The following is an 18,417-nucleotide window of genomic DNA, read 5'->3' as shown; positions in this document are numbered from 1 at the left end:
TTTAGTCGGCCCAGCTGGCCATCCATGCCACGAAACGCGCCACCACGGCCGGTGGATTCAAGCGCGCCATCGCGCCTTCCACTGGCTCGCTGTCGCTGACCTCAAACAGCAGCACGGACTCCTCGCGCTGCGCGTCCGCCCCGAACACGCCTTCGGCGTCGAGCTGCGCCAGCGCCGCGATGCAGGCGTCGAATACGCCGCTGCGGAAGGTGTCGAAATCGACGTCGAACGGCAAGTCGCGGTGCGCTTGCAGCAGCAAGCGGTAGGCGCTGTCGAAATACGCGCCGCCCTCGTCAAACGCCCACTCGGCCGGATTCCACAGCATTTCTTCGCCGTATTCCGACGCGGCCAGCGCTTCGCGGCTATTCGCCATGCAGCCGATGGTCATCGCGCTGTCGTCGCTCACCAGCGCGAAAGCGTCGATATGCTGGTCCGGATGCGCACGGCGCACGCAGTCAACAGCCAGGCGCGCGGCGTGCGCCACCAGGGTTTGCAGCAGCGCGAAATCAAACACGGCCGGATCGATGACGCTCTGGCGCGCCAAGGTATGGCCATCGGCCAGGGCGGCGCGGCAATGGGCAAGGTAGGCGGCGTGCGCTTCGGCTTCGCTGGCGTAATCGTTGCGCGTCTCCTCGCCCCAGGTCATGGCCGCGCCGGCGGCCGTCCACACGGTGCGGCCAAAGACGCGCGCTTCCCGGAAGCGGGCCGCTTGATCGCCGTCAAAGGTGTAAAACAGGCTGTAGTTACTATGCATGGGAATTTTCCATTGCTTAATCGGGCCGTATCTGCGCGGCGAAATCGCGCTGGCGGAACTGCTCCAGCAAAAAATCGACGAAGGCGCGCGTCTTCGCGGGCAGCAGCTTCTTGCTCGCATAGTACACGGACAGGGGGCCGGAATCGGCATGCCAGCCGGGCAGCAAGCGAATCAAGGCGCCGCTGCGCAGGTGGGCCAGCGCGTGCGGCATGGGCAGCAGCGCCACGCCGACGCCCATGACGGCCGCCTGCGCCATCGCATCCGGGTCGTCGAAGATGGCGCGCGGGCGGCATTCGGCCACGCCTTCGCCGCCCTGCCCGTCGCGCAGTATCCAGCTGCGCAATCTGCCGCTGCCGGCCGAGCGGCGCGCCACGCCGTCGAAGTGCGCCAGGTCCGAAGGATGCACGGGCATGCGTTTCCCCTGCATGAAGGCGGGCGACGCCGTGGCGACGACGAGGGCGTGGCCCAGTTCGCGCGCCACCACGCCGGGCGTCAGCTCGATGCCGCCGCCGATGGCGACATCAAACCCTTCGCCGATCAAGTCCACTTGCCGGTTGTCGAAATGGCAGTCGGGGACCACGCCCGGGTAGCGCGTGATGAACTCGCCCAGCAGCGGCACCACGTAGCTGCGCCCGAACGACGGCGCCATGCTGATCTTTAATATGCCGGCTGGCTGGCCACCCTCTTCCGCCACGCCGGCGATCGCCTCGCGCAGGGTGGACAGGGCGCCGCCTATCTGCTGCAGGAAGCGCTCGCCCCCTTCCGTCAGGGTCAGGCGGCGCGTGCTGCGCTGGAACAGCCGCAATCCCAGGCTCGTTTCCAGCCGCGCCACGTTCTTGCTGACGGCGGCCGGCGTCAGCCCCAGGCGGCGCGCGGCCGCGGAAAAACTGCCCAGTTCGGCAGAAAGCACAAACGATTGCAAGTGATTGAGGGCGTCCATGCGCCTATTCTACCCGCTCATTCGATACTTATGGTTGAAAGTGATTGTAGCGATTCATGGCTAGCGCGCTGGCAATACATGACTGATACTGGCTGCATCTTCTCCACCACACAGAAAGCCCATCATGCAAACCCAAGCCACCACCACCTCCCAGCCACTGCTGAACAAGATCGCGTTTGTGACGGGCGGCTCGCGCGGCATCGGCGCGGCCATCGTGCGCCGCCTGGCCAGCCAGGGCGCCACCGTCGTCTTCAGCTATCAAAGCTCGGCCGCCGAAGCGCAGGCGCTGGCGGCCAAGGTGGAGACGGCCGGCGGCAAGGCGCTGGGCGTGCAGGCCGATGCGGCCGACGCCAGCGCCCTGACGGCGGCGATCGACAAGGTGGCGGCGCAGTTTGGCCGCATCGACATCCTCGTCAACAATGCGGGCGTCTTCCTGCCCGGCGCCATCGACGATTTTTCGCTGGCAGACTTCGACAAGACGATTGCCGTCAACGTGCGCGCCGTGTTCGTCGCCATCAAGGCGACCGTGGCGCACATGCAGGCGGGCGGGCGCATCATCAACATCGGCAGCACGAATGCGCACCGCATGCCGTTCGGTGGCGCGGCCGCCTACGCCATGAGCAAATCGGCGCTGATCGGCCTGACGCAAGGCCTGTCGCGCGACCTGGGACCGCGCGGCATCACCATCAACAATGTGGAACCTGGCCCCGTCGCCACCGACATGAACCCGCCGACGGGCGACTTCGCCGACCTGATGCACGGCCTGATGGCCCTGCCCCGCCACGGCACGGCCGATGAAATCGCCGGCATGGTGGCTTACCTGGCCAGCGCGGAAGCGGCGTTCATCACGGGCGCCGGGCTGAAGATCGATGGCGGCTTCGCGGCATAAAAAAAGGGGTCAGACCCTTTGGGTCTGACCCCAGCCTTTGCTTCAGGGTGTGTTGGTAACCTGCCTATGCGCCCTTGCGCCGCCGTCCCCGCCACCACAGCAGCAATGCCAGCAGCACCAGCACGCCGACGATGATGCCCGCGCGGGCCAGGCCGATCAGGTTCGATGGCGCACCGCCGTTGCGCAAGGTCGTCACCTGTTCCGCCGTCACCTTGATGGCGGGATTGCCGTACATCTTCTGCACGTAATTGCCGAGGGTGACGATCTGCTCGTCCGACAGGGTCTGGCGGAAGGCGGGCATCAGATGTCCCGCAGTATGATTACCCTTGCCGTCCTGCCGTTCCACCCCATCGAGGATCGCCATCACCAGGTTATTGCTGTTGCTGCGGCCCGTCACCGAGTTGTGGAACAGGGGCGGCAAGCTGCCGTCGAAACTGCCCTCGCCCCTGGCCTGGTGGCAGCTGGCGCACTGCGCATCGTACAGCTGCGCGCCCGACATCTTGTTCAGGTTTTGCGGCAGCGGCACGCCGCGGATGGCACTCAACTCGTCGCCCGCCTGGCCCCATTGCGTCACCGGTTTCGTGTCCGCCTTGTCGCGGATGGCGGGTACGCTCTTGATGTAGTGCGCGATGGCGTTCAGGTCCGCGTCGCTCAGGTGCTTCAGGCTATGGTCGATGGCTTCGGCCATCGGTCCGGCAGCCTGCCCCCGGTGCGCGGCGCGGCCCGTGCGCAGGTAGCCGACCAGGTCTTGCTGGCTCCAGCTGCCGATGCCGCTGTTGACGTCCGAGGTGATGTTCGGCGCAAACCAGGTACCCAGGTCGGCGCCGCCCAGCTCTTTCGACAACTGCTCGGCCATCAGCGCATTGCGTGGCGTGTGGCAGGTGGTGCAATGGGCCAGTCCTTGCGCCAGGTAGGCGCCGCGGTTCCACTCCATGCTCTTGGCCGCATCGGCCACGAACGGCTTCTTGTCGAGGAAGAGCATATTCCAGCCCGCCATCGACAGGCGGATGTTGAACGGGAACGGCAAGTCCGTCTGTGTTGCCGGCGCCGTGTCCACCGCCGCCACGCCATGCATGAAGTAGGCGTACAGGGCGGCCGTGTCGTCATCCGTCACCTTGGCGTAGGCCGTGTAGGGCATGGCCGGGTACAGGTTGGCGCCGTCGGCCCGCACGCCGTGGCGCACGGCGTCGGAAAACTGCTTGAGCGTGTAGTTGCCGATGCCGTGCGTTGTCGATGGCGTGATGTTGGTGGCGACAATGGCCCCCAACGGCGTGGCCAGGGACAGTCCGCCCGCCATCGGCTTGCCGCCAGGCACGCTATGACAGGCGATGCAGTCGCCCGCCGTCGCCAGGTAGCGGCCACGCTCGATCGCCTGCACGTCGGCGCCGGGGGCGTCCGCCGCCAGCACGGGCAAGGCCAGGGCCAGCAAGGCCGCGCCGGCAGCCATTCTGAAGGTCCCCATCATGATTTTGCTCCCTGTTCGTCGAGGATATGTTTAACGGTGCGCAAGGCCACGGCCAGGCCGTTTTCCGTCGAATTGCAGGTGCCGGACGTGGGCAGCACGCCCGTGCTGCACAGGAACAGGTTGGCGTGGTCAAACGTGCGGCCCCACTGGTCGCACACGGCCTTGGCCGGGTCGGAACCCATCGACAGGGTGCCGCAGATGTGCTGGTTGTTGGCGAACACGCCTTCCTTGCTGTGGCGCAGATTGGTGCCGCCCATCAGCCTGGCGATGTTCTCGAAATCCTGCTTCGAGCGCTCGTGGCCCCGCTTGGTGTACTCGTCGATCGCATAATGCGCCTGCGGCTTGGGGATGCCCATGGCATCCTTCTCGCTGCTGAGGGCAATGCGGTTTTCCGGGTTCGGCAGCACTTCCAGCACGTTTTTCAGGCTCATCTCGCGCGCCGAGCGGAAACGCAACTGCTGTTCGAATTCCGCGCCAAACACGCCCTTGCCGATCAATTCCCTGGTCGCGCCATCGACGCGCGAGATGTTCGTGAAATCCAGGCGGTACGGCGAATGCTGGCTGCGGAAATCGCCGTCGCGCATGGTGTTGATGGAATTGGGGCTTTGCGGGCCCCGGCCCAGCCACAGGTCTTCATCGGCATCGAAGGTGATCGAGGTGCTCGGGTGGTCCATCAGATTGCGGCCCACCATGTCGCTGCTGTTGGCCAGGCCGTTCGGGTATTTGTCCGAAGCGGAAACGAGCAGCAAACGGGGGCTTTCGATGCCGTTGGCGGCCAGGATGAAGGTCTTGGCCGTGACCCGGTGGCTGTTCTTGTCGACGTCGTAGTACAGGGCGGCCGTGATGCGGCCCTGCGCGTCGTGTTCCAGCTTGTAGACGTTGGCATTGCAGACGATCCTGACGCCCGCGTCTTCCGCCTGCTGCGCGGCGATGCCGCCGTGGTATTGCGCATCGATGGGGCAGATCGGCTGGCAGCTGTTGTTGCCGCAGCAGGCCGGGCGGCCATCGTAGCTGACGCTGTTGCGCGCCACCGTATTGCCGACTACCTTGAACGACGGGTCGAGGCGCTCGCGGATGCGGCGCATGGCGTACGGCTCCGTCACGGGGGCCATCGGAAAGGCCTGCTTGCGCGGCGAACCCGTGTTATCGGCACCGGAGACGCCCATGATCTCTTCCGCTTCCTGGTAGAACGGTTCCAGGTCTTCGTAGCTGATGGGCCAGTCGACGCCCACGCCATACAGGGTATGGATGCGGAAGTCGTTCGGCACATTGCGCCAGGCCTGCGCGGCCCAGTGCCACGACGTGCCGCCGAACTGGCGGATGTATTCGGCCGGATACGGATACGGGCCGGCCTGCACCAGGTAGCCGTTATCCTTCGGCTGGTAGATCGGGTGCGGCGCCGTGGCCACCGATGGATACGGCGACATCCAGTCGCTGCGGCGCGTCGTGTTGCGGAAACGGGCGACGATTTCGCCGCGCGACACGCGCGGGCCCGCTTCCAGGATCAGCACCGAGGCGCCGGCCAGCGCCAGCTTGCGCGCGGCCAGCGAGCCGATGATGCCGGAGCCGATCACGAGGTAATCGGCGGAGAGTTCTTCAGCCATGATGGCTCCTTAAATTGGTTTTCTGGCCCAGCTGCCGTAGGCGCCGTAGGAATACGTGGGAGGTTTCAGCACATCGGCCACGACGGCCGCGTTCAACGCCTGCTCGTAGGCGACGCAGACAGCCGCCTCGCCCGTGCCGACGATGCCCAGATACCAGGCGCTGGCGATCTGGCGCGGCAGGGCCGCCAGCGGCGACTGGGCGGGAGCCAGCGCATCGAGCGCTTCCTGCAGCCCGGCCGCCTGCAAGCCCTGCGCATTGATCAGGGCCAGCAACGCGCGCACATTCGCTGGGAAGGCGGCGTCCTGCGCCACCAGCGCGTCATACAGGCGCCTGGCCAGCACGGGGTCGAGCACCTGGCGCCCGACCAGCATGGCCGACACGCCCAGGAAGGCGCCCTGCTCCGCACTGGCGACCGGTTCGGCCAGCGCCCAGGGAATCAGCGCCGCGGCCGAAGCCGACAGCAAGCCGGCCAGCACCATGCGGCGGCCGGGATTCAGAGGGCCGCGGCCCTCCTTATTGTATGTAGTGTCCAATTGAAGCTCCCGTGAGTTCAGCAACCGTTCAGAAAGAATGTTTGAGACCGACCATCACCACCGTCTGGCCGCCGTTCGACGATGGCGTGCCGTTTTGCGAATCGCCGACCGAAGCGACGGCATCGACGATGGCGCCGCCCTGACCCAGGGTCTGGCCGCGCGCCAGCTGGCGCGCTTCGATCAGGTAGATCGCCGTGCGCTTGGACAACGCATAATTCTGTTCGAACGACAGCTGGCGGTAGCGCGCGCGGTCCGACACGCCGTTGGCGCGGCTGGCGAAGGTGTCGCTGTAGCCGGCGGACAGGAACCACTGCGGCGTCCACTGGTAGCTGGCAATCAGGCCGGCCGTGTTGAAGATGGCCGTGTCGCGGAACGTGGAATGGCTGCCCGCCTGGTATTGCACGTTGCTGGCGTTGGCGCCCACCATCCACTTGCCCATGGTGTAGCGCGCGCTGGCGGCGATGAATTCGATGCTGTCGGCCGAGGCGTAGCCCTGGTTGATGGCGGAAATGCCGAAGCTGGCCGAGGCCTTGTCGCTCCAGCCGGCGCCATTCTGTCCATTTTTCAGTTTCAGGTAACCGAGCGCGAATTCCGCCGGCGCCGTGCTGTACTTGACGGCGGCGCTGAAGCTGCTGCCCACGGCATTGCCGTCGGCCGCTTCGCCGAAGCCGTATTGCGCGCTGGCCTGCAAGCCGCGCCACGCTGGCATGCTGTAGCTGACGGAATTGCTGATGCGCACGGTCGTATCGAGGCCGTCGATATCGCCCGGATGGGCGCCGGTGGCGCCCGTCAAGACGTTGCTCGACGCCAGCGAGCCCACCAGCAGGTAGTACGGCGTGTACTGGCGGCCCGCCGTCACGCTGCCGTAGGCGTGCGATTGCAGGCCCACATAGGCCTGGCGGTTGAACAGGGAACCGGCGGAACTCTGCGCACCCGTGTCGCTTTCAAAGCCGTTTTCCAGCAGGAACAGCGCCTTCAGGTCGCCGCCCAGGTCTTCCACGCCCTGGAAACCGATCTTGCTGGCAGACAAATTGCCGCTGCGCATGTACGTGTTCGACTTGCCGCCCTGGTTGCTCGCGTACGCGGTGGCCGCGTCGACCACGCCATAGATGGTGACATTGCTTTGGGCGCAAACGTTTGCGCCGATGAGCGTGGAGACGGCCAGCGCCGCAGCGCGCATGCATGTATGGTTCATTTTTTTCCTGACTTTCCTGTTTTATTGTACGCCCGGCAGGTATCGCCGCCACGATGGCGGGTACAGGCTGTGACGCCGCGTTGCCGCCCCATCAACGAGTGAGGCGTCCGCTGTTCTTCTTGATCTGGATCAATTGAGGCAAATTATACGCTTATTTACTCACATGTAAGTGATTGACTGTAAGGCGTAGTCTTATAGCAAAACTTTCTTGTGTCTTATAGCAAAACCGGCAGGCGCGCGGACGCATGCCCGGCAGGCTGCGACAATGCGCGGAATGGGCATGGCAAAAGCAGCGGCGGCGCGTGTCGAAAAACACGCGCCCGATGGATGCTCAGGCAAGGAGAAGTTTGGGGTTCAGCGCAGGATGGCGGGCGCCACCGGCAGGGTTTCGAGAGCGATAAAAGCTTCCAGGGTGCGGCGCATGTCTTCGAACACCTGCTTGCCGTACGCCGCTTCCAGGTGTTCATATTGCAAGTCGATCAGCTTGCCCATCTGCAGCAGCAGGCTGGCGCCCGCTTCCGACAGGTGCACCTTGCGGCGGCGCTGGTCGCCTTCGAACTTGCTGCGCCCGATCAGGCCGATCTCTTCCATGCGCGCCAGGATGCCGCTCATGCTGGGACTGGAAATCTGGCAAATCTCGCACAATTCGCGCGGTTCCAGCGTGGGGCTTTCGTTCAGCGCGCGCATGATGCGCCACTGCTGCTCCGTCACGCCGAAGTGATTGAGAATGGGGCGAAAATGCTGCAGCAGGCTGTCGCGCGCCTTCAGCAGCAGTTGCGGCATGTTCGGATAACGGATCGGTAACTGCAAGCGGAACTCCTGGGATGACCGGCAAATGAGCGTCATTATACGGCCGGCCCAGGGCAAACGGCGGGCTGGCAACGATGTATTTTTCGCTACGTCCGCCCTGCCCCGTCCTCCTGCGCGTGCCGCTGCACGGACCACAGCACGCCCGCCGTCAGCAAGAGCATCGCCGCCCATTCCAGGGCGCGCGGCATGCGCTGCGCGTAAACGAAGCCGTACAGCAGCGCGAACAGGGTCTCCGACAAAATCAGCTGGCCCGACAAGGTCACCGGCACCAGGCGCGACGCCAGGTTCCACAGGTAGTTGCCGATCACGGAAGCGCCCAGCGCCAGCAGCAGGCACACGAGCCAGTAGCGGGGCCAGTCGCGCGCAGGACCGCCATCGACGCCACCCGCCGGCTGCAGCGCCAGCATCACGGCGCCAACGATCAGCGCGATGACGCCGCTGGCCAGGCCATACAGCATGGCCCATTCCACCGAACTGAAATGCGCGTGGCGCTTGAGGAAACGGGCATTGTCGAGCGCATACCAGGTCCAGCAGGCGAGCGCGCCGATGGCGCACAGCACGCCGGCCAGGCTGGCGCCGTCCACGCCCGTGCCGCCGGCATGACTGAAGATATCGCCATTGATGCAGGCGATGCCCAGCGCTACCACCAGCAGCGGCAAGGCCAGTTGGCGCAGGGGCGGCGCGCCATGGTCCTTGCGGCCCAAAATCGTCACGCTCAGGGGCAGCAAGCCGATGATCAGCGAAGTGGCCGCCACGCCCGCCAGCTTGACGCCATACGCCAGCAGCAGGTAATACACGACATTGCCGGCCGGCGCCTGGCGCAGCATGGCCAGCCAGTCGCTGCGCCGCAGCCGGCGCAGCAGGGGCACGAGGCGCGGCAGCATCAAGCCGGCCGCCAGCGCGCCATAGCAGACGTAGCGGCCCACCATCAGCTCGACCGGAGAAAAATCCGGCAGCAAGACGGGCACAATGAAAACGGCGCCCCAGAAGGCGCCGGCCAGCAAACCACATACGATTCCACGCAACATGCAGCCACACCCGCGTCATTATTTCAAGGACGCCAGTATAGGGTATGCGGCACAGCGCGGAGTGGCCCGTCGTCAGCCCTTCGCCTTGCGTTGCCCGGGAATGAAGTGTTCGCGCACGGCCTTGGCCAGCAAGTCCGGCGGCAGCAAACCCTGGCCCAGCAGGAAGTTATTGAAGGCCAGGCGATCGAATTTCTCGCCCAGCGCCAGTTCCGTTTCCGCGCGCAGCTGCAGGATGCGCGTATAGCCGTAGAAATAGCTGCCCGCCTGGCCCGGCATGTTGAAGGTATAGCGGTCCAATTCCTGGCGCGCCATCGCTTTCGACAGCATCACTTCATCCGTCAGGATGCGTCCCGCCTCCTCGCGCGTGACCTGCCCCAGGTTCAGCATCGGGTCGAGCATGGCGCGCGCCGCGCGCAGCATGCGGAACTGCAGCGCGATGAACTGGCCTTCGGCCGGCTCGTACGGGATCATCTCCGCTTCCGCGTACAGCGCCCAGCCTTCCACGTTGACGCTGTTGAACGCATACAGGCTGCGCGCCTGCGACACGCCCCGCTCCACCATGGCGCTGAACTGCAGCTCGTGGCCGGGACGGCCCTCGTGCGCGCTCAGGGTCCAGGCGGCGCCCGCGAAGTTGAAATCGTCATACGCTTCGCCCTTGCCGCTGGCGGCCGGATTGCTGACGGGGAGGACGAACTGGCCGTGCTCTCCCGTATTGCCGATCAGCGGAGGCGGACGCATATGCGGCGCCGGCTGTGCCGCCGATTCGGCGGCGGACGCCAGGCGCATGGTCATGGCGCGCGCAGGAATATCGACCACGCGCTGCCGGGCGATGCGTTCTTCGAGCTGCGTATTGACGCCCTTGTAATGCGCTTCGAGCTGCGCGTTCGGGATGGAATCGCTTTTCAGCGCGCGCAGCACCTGGCGGTAATCACTGCCATCGACACCCTTCATCGACATTTTCGCCGCCACCACGGGCGCCAGCGCCTGCATGGCGGCGCGCGTTTCCAGGTAAGCCACCTGCGCCCGTTCCACCAGCGCGCGCGGCTCGATGTCGATGCCCACCTGCTTCAGGCGAAACGCATACAGCTCGGGCGCCATGCGGAAATCCGTGCGCGACAACGGCAGCACCACCTGCTTTTCCCACGCCGCATAGTCGTTCAACTGCTGCTCCATGGCCGCCAGCGCGGGTTCGGCGCCAGTGATTTTCATGTCAGCAAACAGCTTGCGGATGCCGGCGATATACGTGGGCACGTTTTCCAGCGACTGCTCCACCTGCAGGCGCACGGGACCGGCCAGGCCGGGCGTGCCGATTTTTTCCGTGAAGCGCGCCTTCGCCTGCTGCGTGATCGGCGTGCTGCCCGGGAACTGCCCCACATAGCGCTGCAGGCGTTCCAGCGCCTTGGCGCGGCGCGCGGCCGGACGCTGTTCCTGCAGCAGGCTTTGCATGCTGCCAAAGACCATTTGCGGCACATCGACCCACGGCAAGGTGTATTTGGCGTCCAGCTGGGCGCCGGCGATTTCCTGGTCGACGGCCTGCGTCAGGATCTGCAGATCCTGGCGGACGCGTTCATCTTTTTCCGCCGCCAGCTTGTCCTGCAATTGCGCGCGCGCCTGCCGCATGGCCGCCACCTGGCGTTCGACAATATGGGGTCCCAGGTCGGCGGCCAGTCCGTCGTACTGGGCCAGGCCCGTGTCGGAGGCGTTTTCGGGCGAGAACTGCGCCTGCGCCGCCAGCACGATGGCCGCGTTGCGGTTGCTGGCCTCGACCCAGGCGGACGTGGCGCCGGCCGCTACGGGGACGGCGGCCATGGCGGGCATGGCCAGCGCGGTTGCAAGCGCGGTTGCAAGCGCGGCGACTAACACGGTCTTGCACAATTGCGGAGTGACGGACATCGGGGTTTCCTTCCTGGCAGAATCGGCGAACAAAACGGCGAACGAAGCGGCCAGTATCGGCGAGCGCCAGGGTGCTGTCAATCGGGCGGGAACAGGCCGCGCCGGGCGGCCCGTCCCGCTCCTGTCAGTACGCCAGGCCGTAGCCGAACTTGTACAGCGGATGGGCCGTGTCATACGGCACGTCCGATTTCTGCACCTGCACTTCGGCCATCGACGATGGCAGTTCGAACGGCAGCTTGCCTTGCGGCTTGGCCTTGCCCGTCAGGACATCGAACAGCGCGCCGTCGCTGACGCCAAAGTTGGCGACGATGGCGCTGGCCTTGTCCTGCACGTTGCCGAGGATGGCCGGGCGGTCCAGGTACACGGCGACCACCGTCTTCGGCGCGTACTTTGCCGCGTTCTTGATCGCCTCGTAGTCGGCATTGCCATCGACGTAATCGAGGCGGCCCTCGTGCTGCATGCTGCCGAAGATGTAGTTCGGGTGCAGGGTTTCGTACGGCGCGGCCACGCGCAGCAGGGCCACGTCCGCCTCCTGCGGCGTGGCCACCACCGTGTAGCCATACTGCTTGGCCACGGCCGCATCGATGCCGTACAAATAGACCTTCTTGACGCTGGCCGCCAGCGGCAAGACCTTGTCCTTGTTTTCCAGCAGGACCAGCGAGCGGCGCTGGGCATCCAGGCCCGCCTCGACGAATTCAGCCTTGCCCACCGTGCTGGCCGCCTTGGCCGCATCGACGAATGGATGCTCGAACAGGCCCTGCTTGAATTTCTGGATCAGGATGCGCCGCGCCGACGCGTTGATGCGCGCTTCCGTCAACTGGCCCCGCTGCACGGCCTGCGTCAGGTACGGCGCTTCCGTCACCCCGCCAAACTGATCCATCCCCGCCGTGACGGCTTTGACGTAGCGCTCGGCCTTGGTGGCATCTTCCATGCCCCACGGCGTGCCGAAGCCGATGAAGGAAGGCGCCACGCCCGGCGCCGTACCGTTGCGACAATTGGCGTCGCAGTCGGAAGTGATGCCCCAGTCGGACAGGATCACGCCCTCGAAACCGTATTTGCCGCGCAGCAGATCCGTCAGCATGGTCTTGCTGAAGCCGGCCGCCACTTGCTCCAGCGTGATGCCGGCTATCGTGATATTGCCGTCCGGCAGCGCGTAGGTCGGCATGACGGAGGCCGCCCTGGCCGTGAATGCCCCTTCGAACGGCTTCACGTGATAGGCAAAATTATTGCCCGGATAGGTCATGTAGCGGCCATAGTAGTTGTGGCCGTCGAAGCCTTCCTTGGTGGCGCCGTAGCCGACCCAGTGCTTGACGACGGCCACCACGCTGCCGTCATGCAAACCCGTATTCCCATCCTGGAAGCCTTCGATATAGTGCTGCACCATGCGCTTGGCCAGGTCCGCGTCTTCGCCAAAGGTGCCGTTGATGCGCGACCAGCGCGGCTCCGTGGCCAGGTCCGCCTGCGGCGACAGCGCCTGCGTGATGCCGACGGCCAGGTATTCCTGGCGCGCGATGTCGCCGAAGCGGCGCACCAGCGCGTCGTCGCCGATGGCGGCCAGGCCCAGGGTTTCCGGCCACTGCGAGAAGCCGGAGGTAGCCGCGCTGGCGCCCACCGTGTACTGGAAATGGTGGCGCGGGTCCGTGCTGATCGACACGGGAATGCCGTGGCGCGAGGTTTCGCTCAGGGCCTGCACCTTGTTGTACTGGGCCGCCATATTGGCCGTGTCGCCCGCCATGCGGGTAATGAAGGTGTTGACGTACTGCTTGACGATCAGGTCCTGCAGGGCCGCCAGGTCATACGCGCCGCCCAGGCCGATGCCGGAAGGGTCGGACACGGTGGGCGCCGTGCCGTGCATCATCAGGCCCGCTTTTTCGTCGAGGCTCATGCGCGACAACAAGTCGTCGGCGCGCGCCTCGGCCGGCAGGCGCCAGTCTTCGTACGGGTCGATCTTGCCGTTGCGGTTCATATCCTTGAAGGTATAGCCGTCGACTTTCAACTGGGTGTAGGTGGTGGCGCCGAACACGGGCTGCGTGTATCCCTCGCTGCCGGTGTCATTGCCGCAAGCGGCCAGGGCAAGCGTGGCGACGCAGCCGGCGACCACGCGGGCCATCGGTTTCAAAGTGCAATTCATCATTATCTCCAAGACTGTTTTTGTAGGTATCAAGGCGCGGCAGCAAGGCCGGCCGAAAACAATATAGCGTGAGAATGCGTGAGTTTCTTGACCGTACAGCACGCGTTTTATACCCGCGAGAACAATTTTTGCTTAGATGGCACAACAACCAACAATCTCCTACAAAGTGCTAATATTTGTGAAAAATTACTACAATAAGCAGGAGGCAGCCTTGCACAAACCCGACACGCGCACGGTTTCGAACCGCATCGCGCAGCAATGCGCGCGCGCCATGCAAGCCGATGGCCACGACCCCGCCGAATTTTTTCAACGCACGGGCATCACGCTGGCGCAGCTCACGGAACCTGGCGGGCGCATCAACGCCGAGCGGCACCGCCGCATGACGGCCTACGCCCAGCAGTTGCCGCAGCACCGCGGCCTGCTCGACCTGGACGTGACGCACTGGTTCGCGCATTACTCGGGCATCGCCCACGTGTGCTTCAACCGCCCCACCCTGCGCAGCGCGCTGCACGAGCTGCTGCACTTGCGGGGCCTGATCGGCGAATTCGACTTCATGCTGATGAGCGAAAATGGCACGCGCATCGAGATCGAATACCTGTCCGAGTTTTGCCCGCTGGGGGGCGCCATGCAGGCGCTGGCCAATTTCCGCATGCTGTCGCTGGTAGCGCGCGCCTACGACGATGGCGCGGCCACCGCCTTCCATGCCGGCTTCCAGGGCAAGGCGCCGTGGTTCGCGCCGGCCATTGCCGAATGCTTCGGCGCCGCCGCCACCTTCGGCCAGGCGCGCAACACCCTGACGTTCGACGCGCCGGCGCTGGACCGTCCCTTCGCCCAGTTCAATGCCATGCTGGCGCCGCACGCGCTGCGGCACGCGCAGGGGCAATTGCAGCAGTTGCAGGGCGCACAGCTGTTTTCCGCCCGCGTGGAGCAGGCGATCATCGATTTGCTGGGCCGGCAAGGCGCAGGCGATGCCGACGGCGCCGCGCTGCTGCCGGCCCTGTGCGACGGCCTGGCGATGAACCGCTGGACCTTGCAACGCCAGTTGCAGCAGGAGCAGACGTCATTCCGCGCACTGGAACTGCGCGCGAAGAGCCGCGAATCGCGCCGCCTGCTGCGCGAAACGAGCATGAGCGTGGCGGACATCAGCGAGCGCCTGGGGTTTTCCTCGCAAAGCGCATTTACCCGCTTTTTCAAGAACCAGTTCGAACTGCCGCCGGCGCGCTACCGGCACGACATGCAAGGCAGCTCATAGGAGGATGTCAGAAAAAGTGGCGCATCCCCGCCATCACGCCGTTCTGCGTGCGCCCCGCGCCCACGGTGCCGCCCGCGTCCAGCGCCACGGCAGCCGCGCCGCTGTTGTCCATGCGGCCGATGGCGCTGTAGATGGCCGTGCGCTTGGACAGGTGATAGGTCAGGCGCATGGTGGCCAGCGTGGCATCGTTCGGGCTGTCCTTGACGGCCAGCCTGGCGATTTGTCCATCGAGAACCAGCGCGGGCGCCAGCGGATACGCGGCGCCCACATACAGCAGCTGCGAGTCGACCGGTCCCGTGGCCGCGCGGATAGTGCGGTCGATGATGCCGCCGCCGATTTTCAGCTGGCCCGCCATGGCATAGGCGCTGGCGATCACGCGGCGGTCGAAGTTGCGGCTCGACGTGAGGCCGTTGGCCGCGCCCGCATTGCCGTACATGATGTCGTACGAGGCCGTGGCGCCATAGCGGCCCGTGTCGTAGCCGAGCAAGGCGGTGATCTGGCGGCAAGCCTTGGCATTACCCGCCACTTCGCCCGCGCAGCCCGTGGCGGCCGGCCCGCCCGCCGCCGATGCATCGCGCCCCAGGCTATAGGTGGCGCCCACGGTCACGTTCGAGAACGTGCCCAGGTAGCCGATGGCGTTGTCGCTGCGCGCATTCGGCAGGTACAGATCGAGGCTGCTGATGGAAAACAGGGCCGGGCCCATGATGTCGGACTTTTGCGTGGCCCAGAACGACATATTCATTTGCCGCCCCAGCATCACGCTGCCATAACGCCCTTTCAAGCCCACATACGACTGGCGGCCAAATAATCTCCCGCCCTGCCCCGCGATGCCCGTGTCGACGCCGAAGCCCGATTCCAGCGCAAAGATCGCCTGCAAGCCGCCGCCCAGGTCTTCCACGCCCTTGAAACCGAAGCGCGACGGCAGGGAGCCCGTGAGTGTCGGCACTTTGACCATGCTGTCGCCGGCCGCATTGACATTGCTCGTATAAGCCACCGAGCTGTCGAGCACTCCGTACAGGGTGACGCCGCTTTGCGCGTAGGCGCCTGTGGTCACGCCGCAGGCGCACGCGCCCAGCAGCGCCATGGTGATGGCGTTGATTTTTCTCATGCTTGTCTCCTTCTATTGTGGTTTTTATTCTGCGTCTGGCTGTGTATCCGGGTGCGCGTGCTGAAACGCCGGCAGCGCCTCGCACTGCGCGACGATGCGCAGGATCGTGGGATACGGCGCCAGGTCGCACTGGAAGCGCCGCGCGTTGTACACCTGCGGCACCAGGCAGCAGTCGGCCAGGGTCGGCGTGTCGCCATGGCAGAACCGGCCCGTGTGGGGACTATTTGCCAGCTGCGCTTCCAGCGCGGCCAAACCCAGATGGGTCCAGTGCTGGTACCACGCGTTCTTCTGCTCCTGCGACAGGGCCAAAGGCCCCGTCAGGTAATTCAGGACGCGCAGGTTGTTCAGCGGATGGATGTCGCAGGCGCAGACCATGGCCAGCTGGCGCACGCGGGCGCGGCCCAGGGCATCGGCCGGCAGCAGTTTTTGCCCCGTCCGCGTCTCGTCCAGGTATTCGATGATGGCCAAGGATTGCGTCAGCACGGCGCCGCCGTCCTCCAGCACGGGCAGCAGATGCTGCGGGTTCAGGCTGGAAAACGCGGGCGTGAACTGCTCGCCGCCATTGCGGCTCAGGTGCACATAGGCCGTGTCGGCATGCAGCTGTTTCAGGTTCAGCGCGATGCGCACGCGGTAGGACGCGGAGCTGCGGTAATAGCCATGCAGTTTCATACGGTGCTCTCTTTCAGGGTGGCGGGAATGGCACTGGCGGCAGTCCGGGCGCGCATCAGACGACCCATGGCCAGCAAGGCCAGGGACGCCAGCACGGCGGGAATGGCCAGCAAAAAGAAGATGGTTTCGTTATCGAGTTTCAGGGTCAGCATCAGGCCGCCGGCCATGGAACCGAGCACGGAACCGCTGCGGCCCACGGCGGCCGCCCAGCTGACGCCCGTGGCACGGCTCGACGTGGGGTAAAACGCGGCGGCCAGCGCATTGGCGCCCACTTGCGAGCCGCTCACGCCAAAGCCGACACCAAAGACGGCCAGCACCAGCACAGCCAGGCTGCTGCCCGACAGGGCCACGACGACGATGCAGCCGGCGGCCGCCAGGTAGGCGATGCTCAGCACTTTATGCGGGCTGTAGCGATCCATCCAGCGGCCCAGCAGAATCGCGCCGACCGTGCCACCCACCTGGAACATCATCGTCACCAGCGAGGCGTTCGACAGGGACAGCCCATTGCCGTTGAGCAAAGTCGGCATCCAGCTCGACAGCAGATAAATGATCAATAAGCTCATGAAAAACGTGGACCACAGCAGCAAGGTGCCGCCGATCACGCCGGGACGGAACAATTCGGCCATGGGCGAGCCGGCCAGTTTTTTATCGCTGACGACGAGGCGCGGCAAGGCGGCCACGGTGGGCGCGATACGGCGCACGATGTTCAGCACCTGGCTGCCGTCGCGCCCTTTCAGCACCAGCCAGCGCAGGGATTCGGGCAGTGCCAGCAGCAATACGGGCACCAGCAGCAGCGGCAAGGCGCCGCCCAGCATCAGCACGCCGCGCCAGCCGATCAGGTGCAGCAGCTGCGCCGAGGCCAGGCCGCCCAGCGCGGAACCGATGGTAAAGCCGCAGAACATCATGGTCACGAGGCCGGAACGGCGCCGCTGCGGACAATATTCGGACGTCATGGTCACGGAAGTGGGCATGGCGCCGCCCAGGCCCAGCCCCGTCAAGAAGCGCAGCGCCAGCAGCATCGTCAGATCCGTCGACCAGGCCGACAGCAGGCTGGCGGCGCCGAAGAAGGCCACGGAGACGATCAGCACGGGACGGCGGCCGTAGCGGTCCGCCAGGGGGCCGAACAGGAACGATCCGGCCATCAGGCCAAACAGACCGGCGCCGAACAGGGGCGCCAGCGCGGCGGGCGTCAAGCCCCACTCGGCGCGGATGGCGGGCGCGATGAAGCCGATCGAGGCCGTGTCGAAGCCGTCGATGGCGACGATCAGAAAGCATAGCCAGAGGATCAGCTTCTGGTAGCGGGAAAACGGGTGGCTGTCGAGGAAGTGCTGGACGTCGGTGCCGGCGTGGGTAGTCATTGTCTTGTCTCCGTTGTTATTGTTCGCTTGGGCTGCGCGATCTGTGCCGCGCTGGCCCGATGATGTTTACTGCACGGCGACGGTGATCGGCGTCAGCCCGGCGATGCGCGCCTCCATGGTTTGTCCGCTGGTGACGGCGCCCACGCCTTCGGGCGTGCCCGTCATGATGATGTCGCCCGGCTGCAGCTCGAACAAGGTCGACAGATTGGCGATGACTTCATTGACGGACCAGATCAAATGCGTCAGGTCGCTCGTCTGCACGATTTTTCCATCGACTTCCAGCACGATGGCGCCCGTGCTGATTTCACCGGACACCGCGATGGGCGTGAGCGCGCCGATAGGGGCCGAATAGTCGAAGGCCTTGCCGATTTCCCACGGGCGGCCCTGTTCGCGCATGCGCATCTGCAGGTCGCGCCGCGTCATGTCCAGGCCCACGCCGTAGCCGAAGATGTGTGACGCCGCGTCCTCCAGGGCGATGTCCTTGCCGCCCTTGCCAATGGCGACCACCAGTTCGATTTCATGGTGGTAGTTCGACGTCTGCGCCGGATACGGCACCGTGGCCGTCACGCCAGGCGGCACGGCCACGACGGATTTGTCGTCATTCGGTTTGCAAAAGAAGAATGGCGGTTCGCGGTCGGGGTCAAAACCCATTTCACGCGCATGGGCGGCGTAGTTGCGGCCCACGCAGTAGATGCGGCGCACGGGAAACTGTGCGTCGGTGCCGAGGATGGGCAGGCCGACGATGGCTTGGGGTTCAAAAATAAAGTGGGTCATGGCGAAATCCTGT

At 65.3% G+C, this 18,417-nt stretch carries 16 protein-coding genes; 2 read left to right on the top strand and 14 right to left on the bottom strand.

Features of this window, described 5'->3' with window-relative positions; genetic code table 11:
- Window position 1 precedes the first annotated feature (1 nt).
- Together KY494_RS01005 and KY494_RS01000 are read right to left on the bottom strand one after the other, a co-directional pair.
- Window positions 2–754 carry a DUF4303 domain-containing protein gene (locus KY494_RS01005; RefSeq protein ID WP_219889524.1) on the bottom strand — a complete coding sequence of 251 codons (753 nt, stop codon included), beginning with the start codon at window positions 752–754 and terminating at the stop codon, window positions 2–4.
- A gap of 16 nt (window positions 755–770) precedes the next feature.
- Window positions 771–1,694: a LysR family transcriptional regulator gene (locus tag KY494_RS01000; RefSeq protein ID WP_219889523.1), complete on the bottom strand. Its 924-nt coding sequence runs from the start codon at window positions 1,692–1,694 to the stop codon at window positions 771–773.
- A 124-nt stretch (window positions 1,695–1,818) separates the two neighbouring features.
- Here KY494_RS01000 and KY494_RS00995 point away from each other — a divergent pair, with 124 nt between their 5' ends.
- The gene (locus tag KY494_RS00995) at window positions 1,819–2,583 is read left to right on the top strand and encodes an SDR family oxidoreductase (protein WP_219889522.1); all 765 of its coding nucleotides are present in this window, start codon (window positions 1,819–1,821) and stop codon (window positions 2,581–2,583) included.
- Window positions 2,584–2,647: 64 nt separating this feature from the next.
- Here KY494_RS00995 and KY494_RS00990 read toward each other — a convergent pair whose 3' ends face one another.
- The 8 genes from KY494_RS00990 to KY494_RS00955 all read right to left on the bottom strand — a co-directional run bounded on the left by KY494_RS00990 (window position 2,648) and on the right by KY494_RS00955 (window position 13,246).
- The gene (locus KY494_RS00990; protein ID WP_219889521.1) at window positions 2,648–4,048 is read right to left on the bottom strand and encodes a cytochrome c; all 1,401 of its coding nucleotides are present in this window, start codon (window positions 4,046–4,048) and stop codon (window positions 2,648–2,650) included.
- The gene (locus tag KY494_RS00985; RefSeq protein ID WP_219889520.1) at window positions 4,045–5,652 is read right to left on the bottom strand and encodes a GMC family oxidoreductase; all 1,608 of its coding nucleotides are present in this window, start codon (window positions 5,650–5,652) and stop codon (window positions 4,045–4,047) included. The genes KY494_RS00990 and KY494_RS00985 overlap by 4 nt, the downstream gene beginning before the upstream one ends.
- Window positions 5,653–5,661: 9 nt before the next feature.
- Window positions 5,662–6,186, bottom strand: coding sequence for a sorbitol dehydrogenase family protein (locus KY494_RS00980; RefSeq protein ID WP_258194576.1), 525 nt, complete (start codon window positions 6,184–6,186; stop codon window positions 5,662–5,664).
- A gap of 28 nt (window positions 6,187–6,214) precedes the next feature.
- On the bottom strand, window positions 6,215–7,381 hold the full coding sequence (locus KY494_RS00975; RefSeq protein WP_257572362.1) for a porin: 1,167 nt from the start codon (window positions 7,379–7,381) through the stop codon (window positions 6,215–6,217).
- A 354-nt stretch (window positions 7,382–7,735) separates the two neighbouring features.
- Window positions 7,736–8,191, bottom strand: a complete 456-nt coding sequence (hpaR, locus tag KY494_RS00970; RefSeq protein ID WP_251348489.1) for a homoprotocatechuate degradation operon regulator HpaR — start codon at window positions 8,189–8,191, stop codon at window positions 7,736–7,738.
- 86 nt (window positions 8,192–8,277) lie between these two features.
- On the bottom strand, window positions 8,278–9,219 hold the full coding sequence (locus KY494_RS00965) for a DMT family transporter (protein ID WP_219889519.1): 942 nt from the start codon (window positions 9,217–9,219) through the stop codon (window positions 8,278–8,280).
- A 72-nt stretch (window positions 9,220–9,291) separates the two neighbouring features.
- On the bottom strand, window positions 9,292–11,112 hold the full coding sequence (locus KY494_RS00960; protein WP_219889518.1) for a DUF885 domain-containing protein: 1,821 nt from the start codon (window positions 11,110–11,112) through the stop codon (window positions 9,292–9,294).
- A gap of 124 nt (window positions 11,113–11,236) precedes the next feature.
- On the bottom strand, window positions 11,237–13,246 hold the full coding sequence (locus KY494_RS00955) for a glycoside hydrolase family 3 N-terminal domain-containing protein (protein WP_219889517.1): 2,010 nt from the start codon (window positions 13,244–13,246) through the stop codon (window positions 11,237–11,239).
- Window positions 13,247–13,454: 208 nt separating this feature from the next.
- Here KY494_RS00955 and KY494_RS00950 point away from each other — a divergent pair, with 208 nt between their 5' ends.
- Window positions 13,455–14,495 (top strand): AraC family transcriptional regulator, encoded by a 1,041-nt coding sequence (locus tag KY494_RS00950; RefSeq protein ID WP_219889516.1) that lies wholly within the window; start codon window positions 13,455–13,457, stop codon window positions 14,493–14,495.
- A 7-nt stretch (window positions 14,496–14,502) separates the two neighbouring features.
- On the opposite strand, the gene KY494_RS00945 is transcribed toward KY494_RS00950, so the two are convergent.
- The 4 genes from KY494_RS00945 to KY494_RS00930 all read right to left on the bottom strand — a co-directional run bounded on the left by KY494_RS00945 (window position 14,503) and on the right by KY494_RS00930 (window position 18,404).
- Window positions 14,503–15,603: a porin gene (locus KY494_RS00945; protein ID WP_219889515.1), complete on the bottom strand. Its 1,101-nt coding sequence runs from the start codon at window positions 15,601–15,603 to the stop codon at window positions 14,503–14,505.
- A gap of 24 nt (window positions 15,604–15,627) precedes the next feature.
- Complete coding sequence (maiA, locus tag KY494_RS00940; protein ID WP_219889514.1) at window positions 15,628–16,272, bottom strand: maleylacetoacetate isomerase; 645 nt, start codon at window positions 16,270–16,272, stop codon at window positions 15,628–15,630.
- A complete protein-coding gene (locus tag KY494_RS00935; RefSeq protein WP_219889513.1) occupies window positions 16,269–17,630 on the bottom strand; it encodes an aromatic acid/H+ symport family MFS transporter in 1,362 nt (453 codons plus the stop codon). Before KY494_RS00935 ends, maiA begins: the two co-directional genes overlap by 4 nt.
- Window positions 17,631–17,696: 66 nt before the next feature.
- Window positions 17,697–18,404 (bottom strand): fumarylacetoacetate hydrolase family protein, encoded by a 708-nt coding sequence (locus tag KY494_RS00930; protein WP_219889512.1) that lies wholly within the window; start codon window positions 18,402–18,404, stop codon window positions 17,697–17,699.
- Window positions 18,405–18,417: the final 13 nt, after the last annotated feature.

The sequence above is a fragment of the Janthinobacterium sp. PAMC25594 genome (genome assembly GCF_019443505.1).
Classification (GTDB): Bacteria; Pseudomonadota; Gammaproteobacteria; order Burkholderiales; family Burkholderiaceae_D; genus Janthinobacterium.
Note: the sequence above shows the minus strand (reverse complement) of the source record. Positions and strands in the feature narration are given on the sequence as shown.

Coding starts and splice junctions, on each gene's coding strand:
- KY494_RS01005 (WP_219889524.1), bottom strand. CDS start 754: ATGCATAGTAACTACAGCCTGTTTTACACCTTTGACGGCGATCAAGCG.
- KY494_RS01000 (WP_219889523.1), bottom strand. CDS start 1,694: ATGGACGCCCTCAATCACTTGCAATCGTTTGTGCTTTCTGCCGAACTG.
- KY494_RS00995 (WP_219889522.1), top strand. CDS start 1,819: ATGCAAACCCAAGCCACCACCACCTCCCAGCCACTGCTGAACAAGATC.
- KY494_RS00990 (WP_219889521.1), bottom strand. CDS start 4,048: ATGATGGGGACCTTCAGAATGGCTGCCGGCGCGGCCTTGCTGGCCCTG.
- KY494_RS00985 (WP_219889520.1), bottom strand. CDS start 5,652: ATGGCTGAAGAACTCTCCGCCGATTACCTCGTGATCGGCTCCGGCATC.
- KY494_RS00975 (WP_257572362.1), bottom strand. CDS start 7,381: ATGAACCATACATGCATGCGCGCTGCGGCGCTGGCCGTCTCCACGCTC.
- KY494_RS00965 (WP_219889519.1), bottom strand. CDS start 9,219: ATGTTGCGTGGAATCGTATGTGGTTTGCTGGCCGGCGCCTTCTGGGGC.
- KY494_RS00960 (WP_219889518.1), bottom strand. CDS start 11,112: ATGTCCGTCACTCCGCAATTGTGCAAGACCGTGTTAGTCGCCGCGCTT.
- KY494_RS00955 (WP_219889517.1), bottom strand. CDS start 13,246: ATGATGAATTGCACTTTGAAACCGATGGCCCGCGTGGTCGCCGGCTGC.
- KY494_RS00945 (WP_219889515.1), bottom strand. CDS start 15,603: ATGAGAAAAATCAACGCCATCACCATGGCGCTGCTGGGCGCGTGCGCC.
- maiA (WP_219889514.1), bottom strand. CDS start 16,272: ATGAAACTGCATGGCTATTACCGCAGCTCCGCGTCCTACCGCGTGCGC.
- KY494_RS00935 (WP_219889513.1), bottom strand. CDS start 17,630: ATGACTACCCACGCCGGCACCGACGTCCAGCACTTCCTCGACAGCCAC.
- KY494_RS00930 (WP_219889512.1), bottom strand. CDS start 18,404: ATGACCCACTTTATTTTTGAACCCCAAGCCATCGTCGGCCTGCCCATC.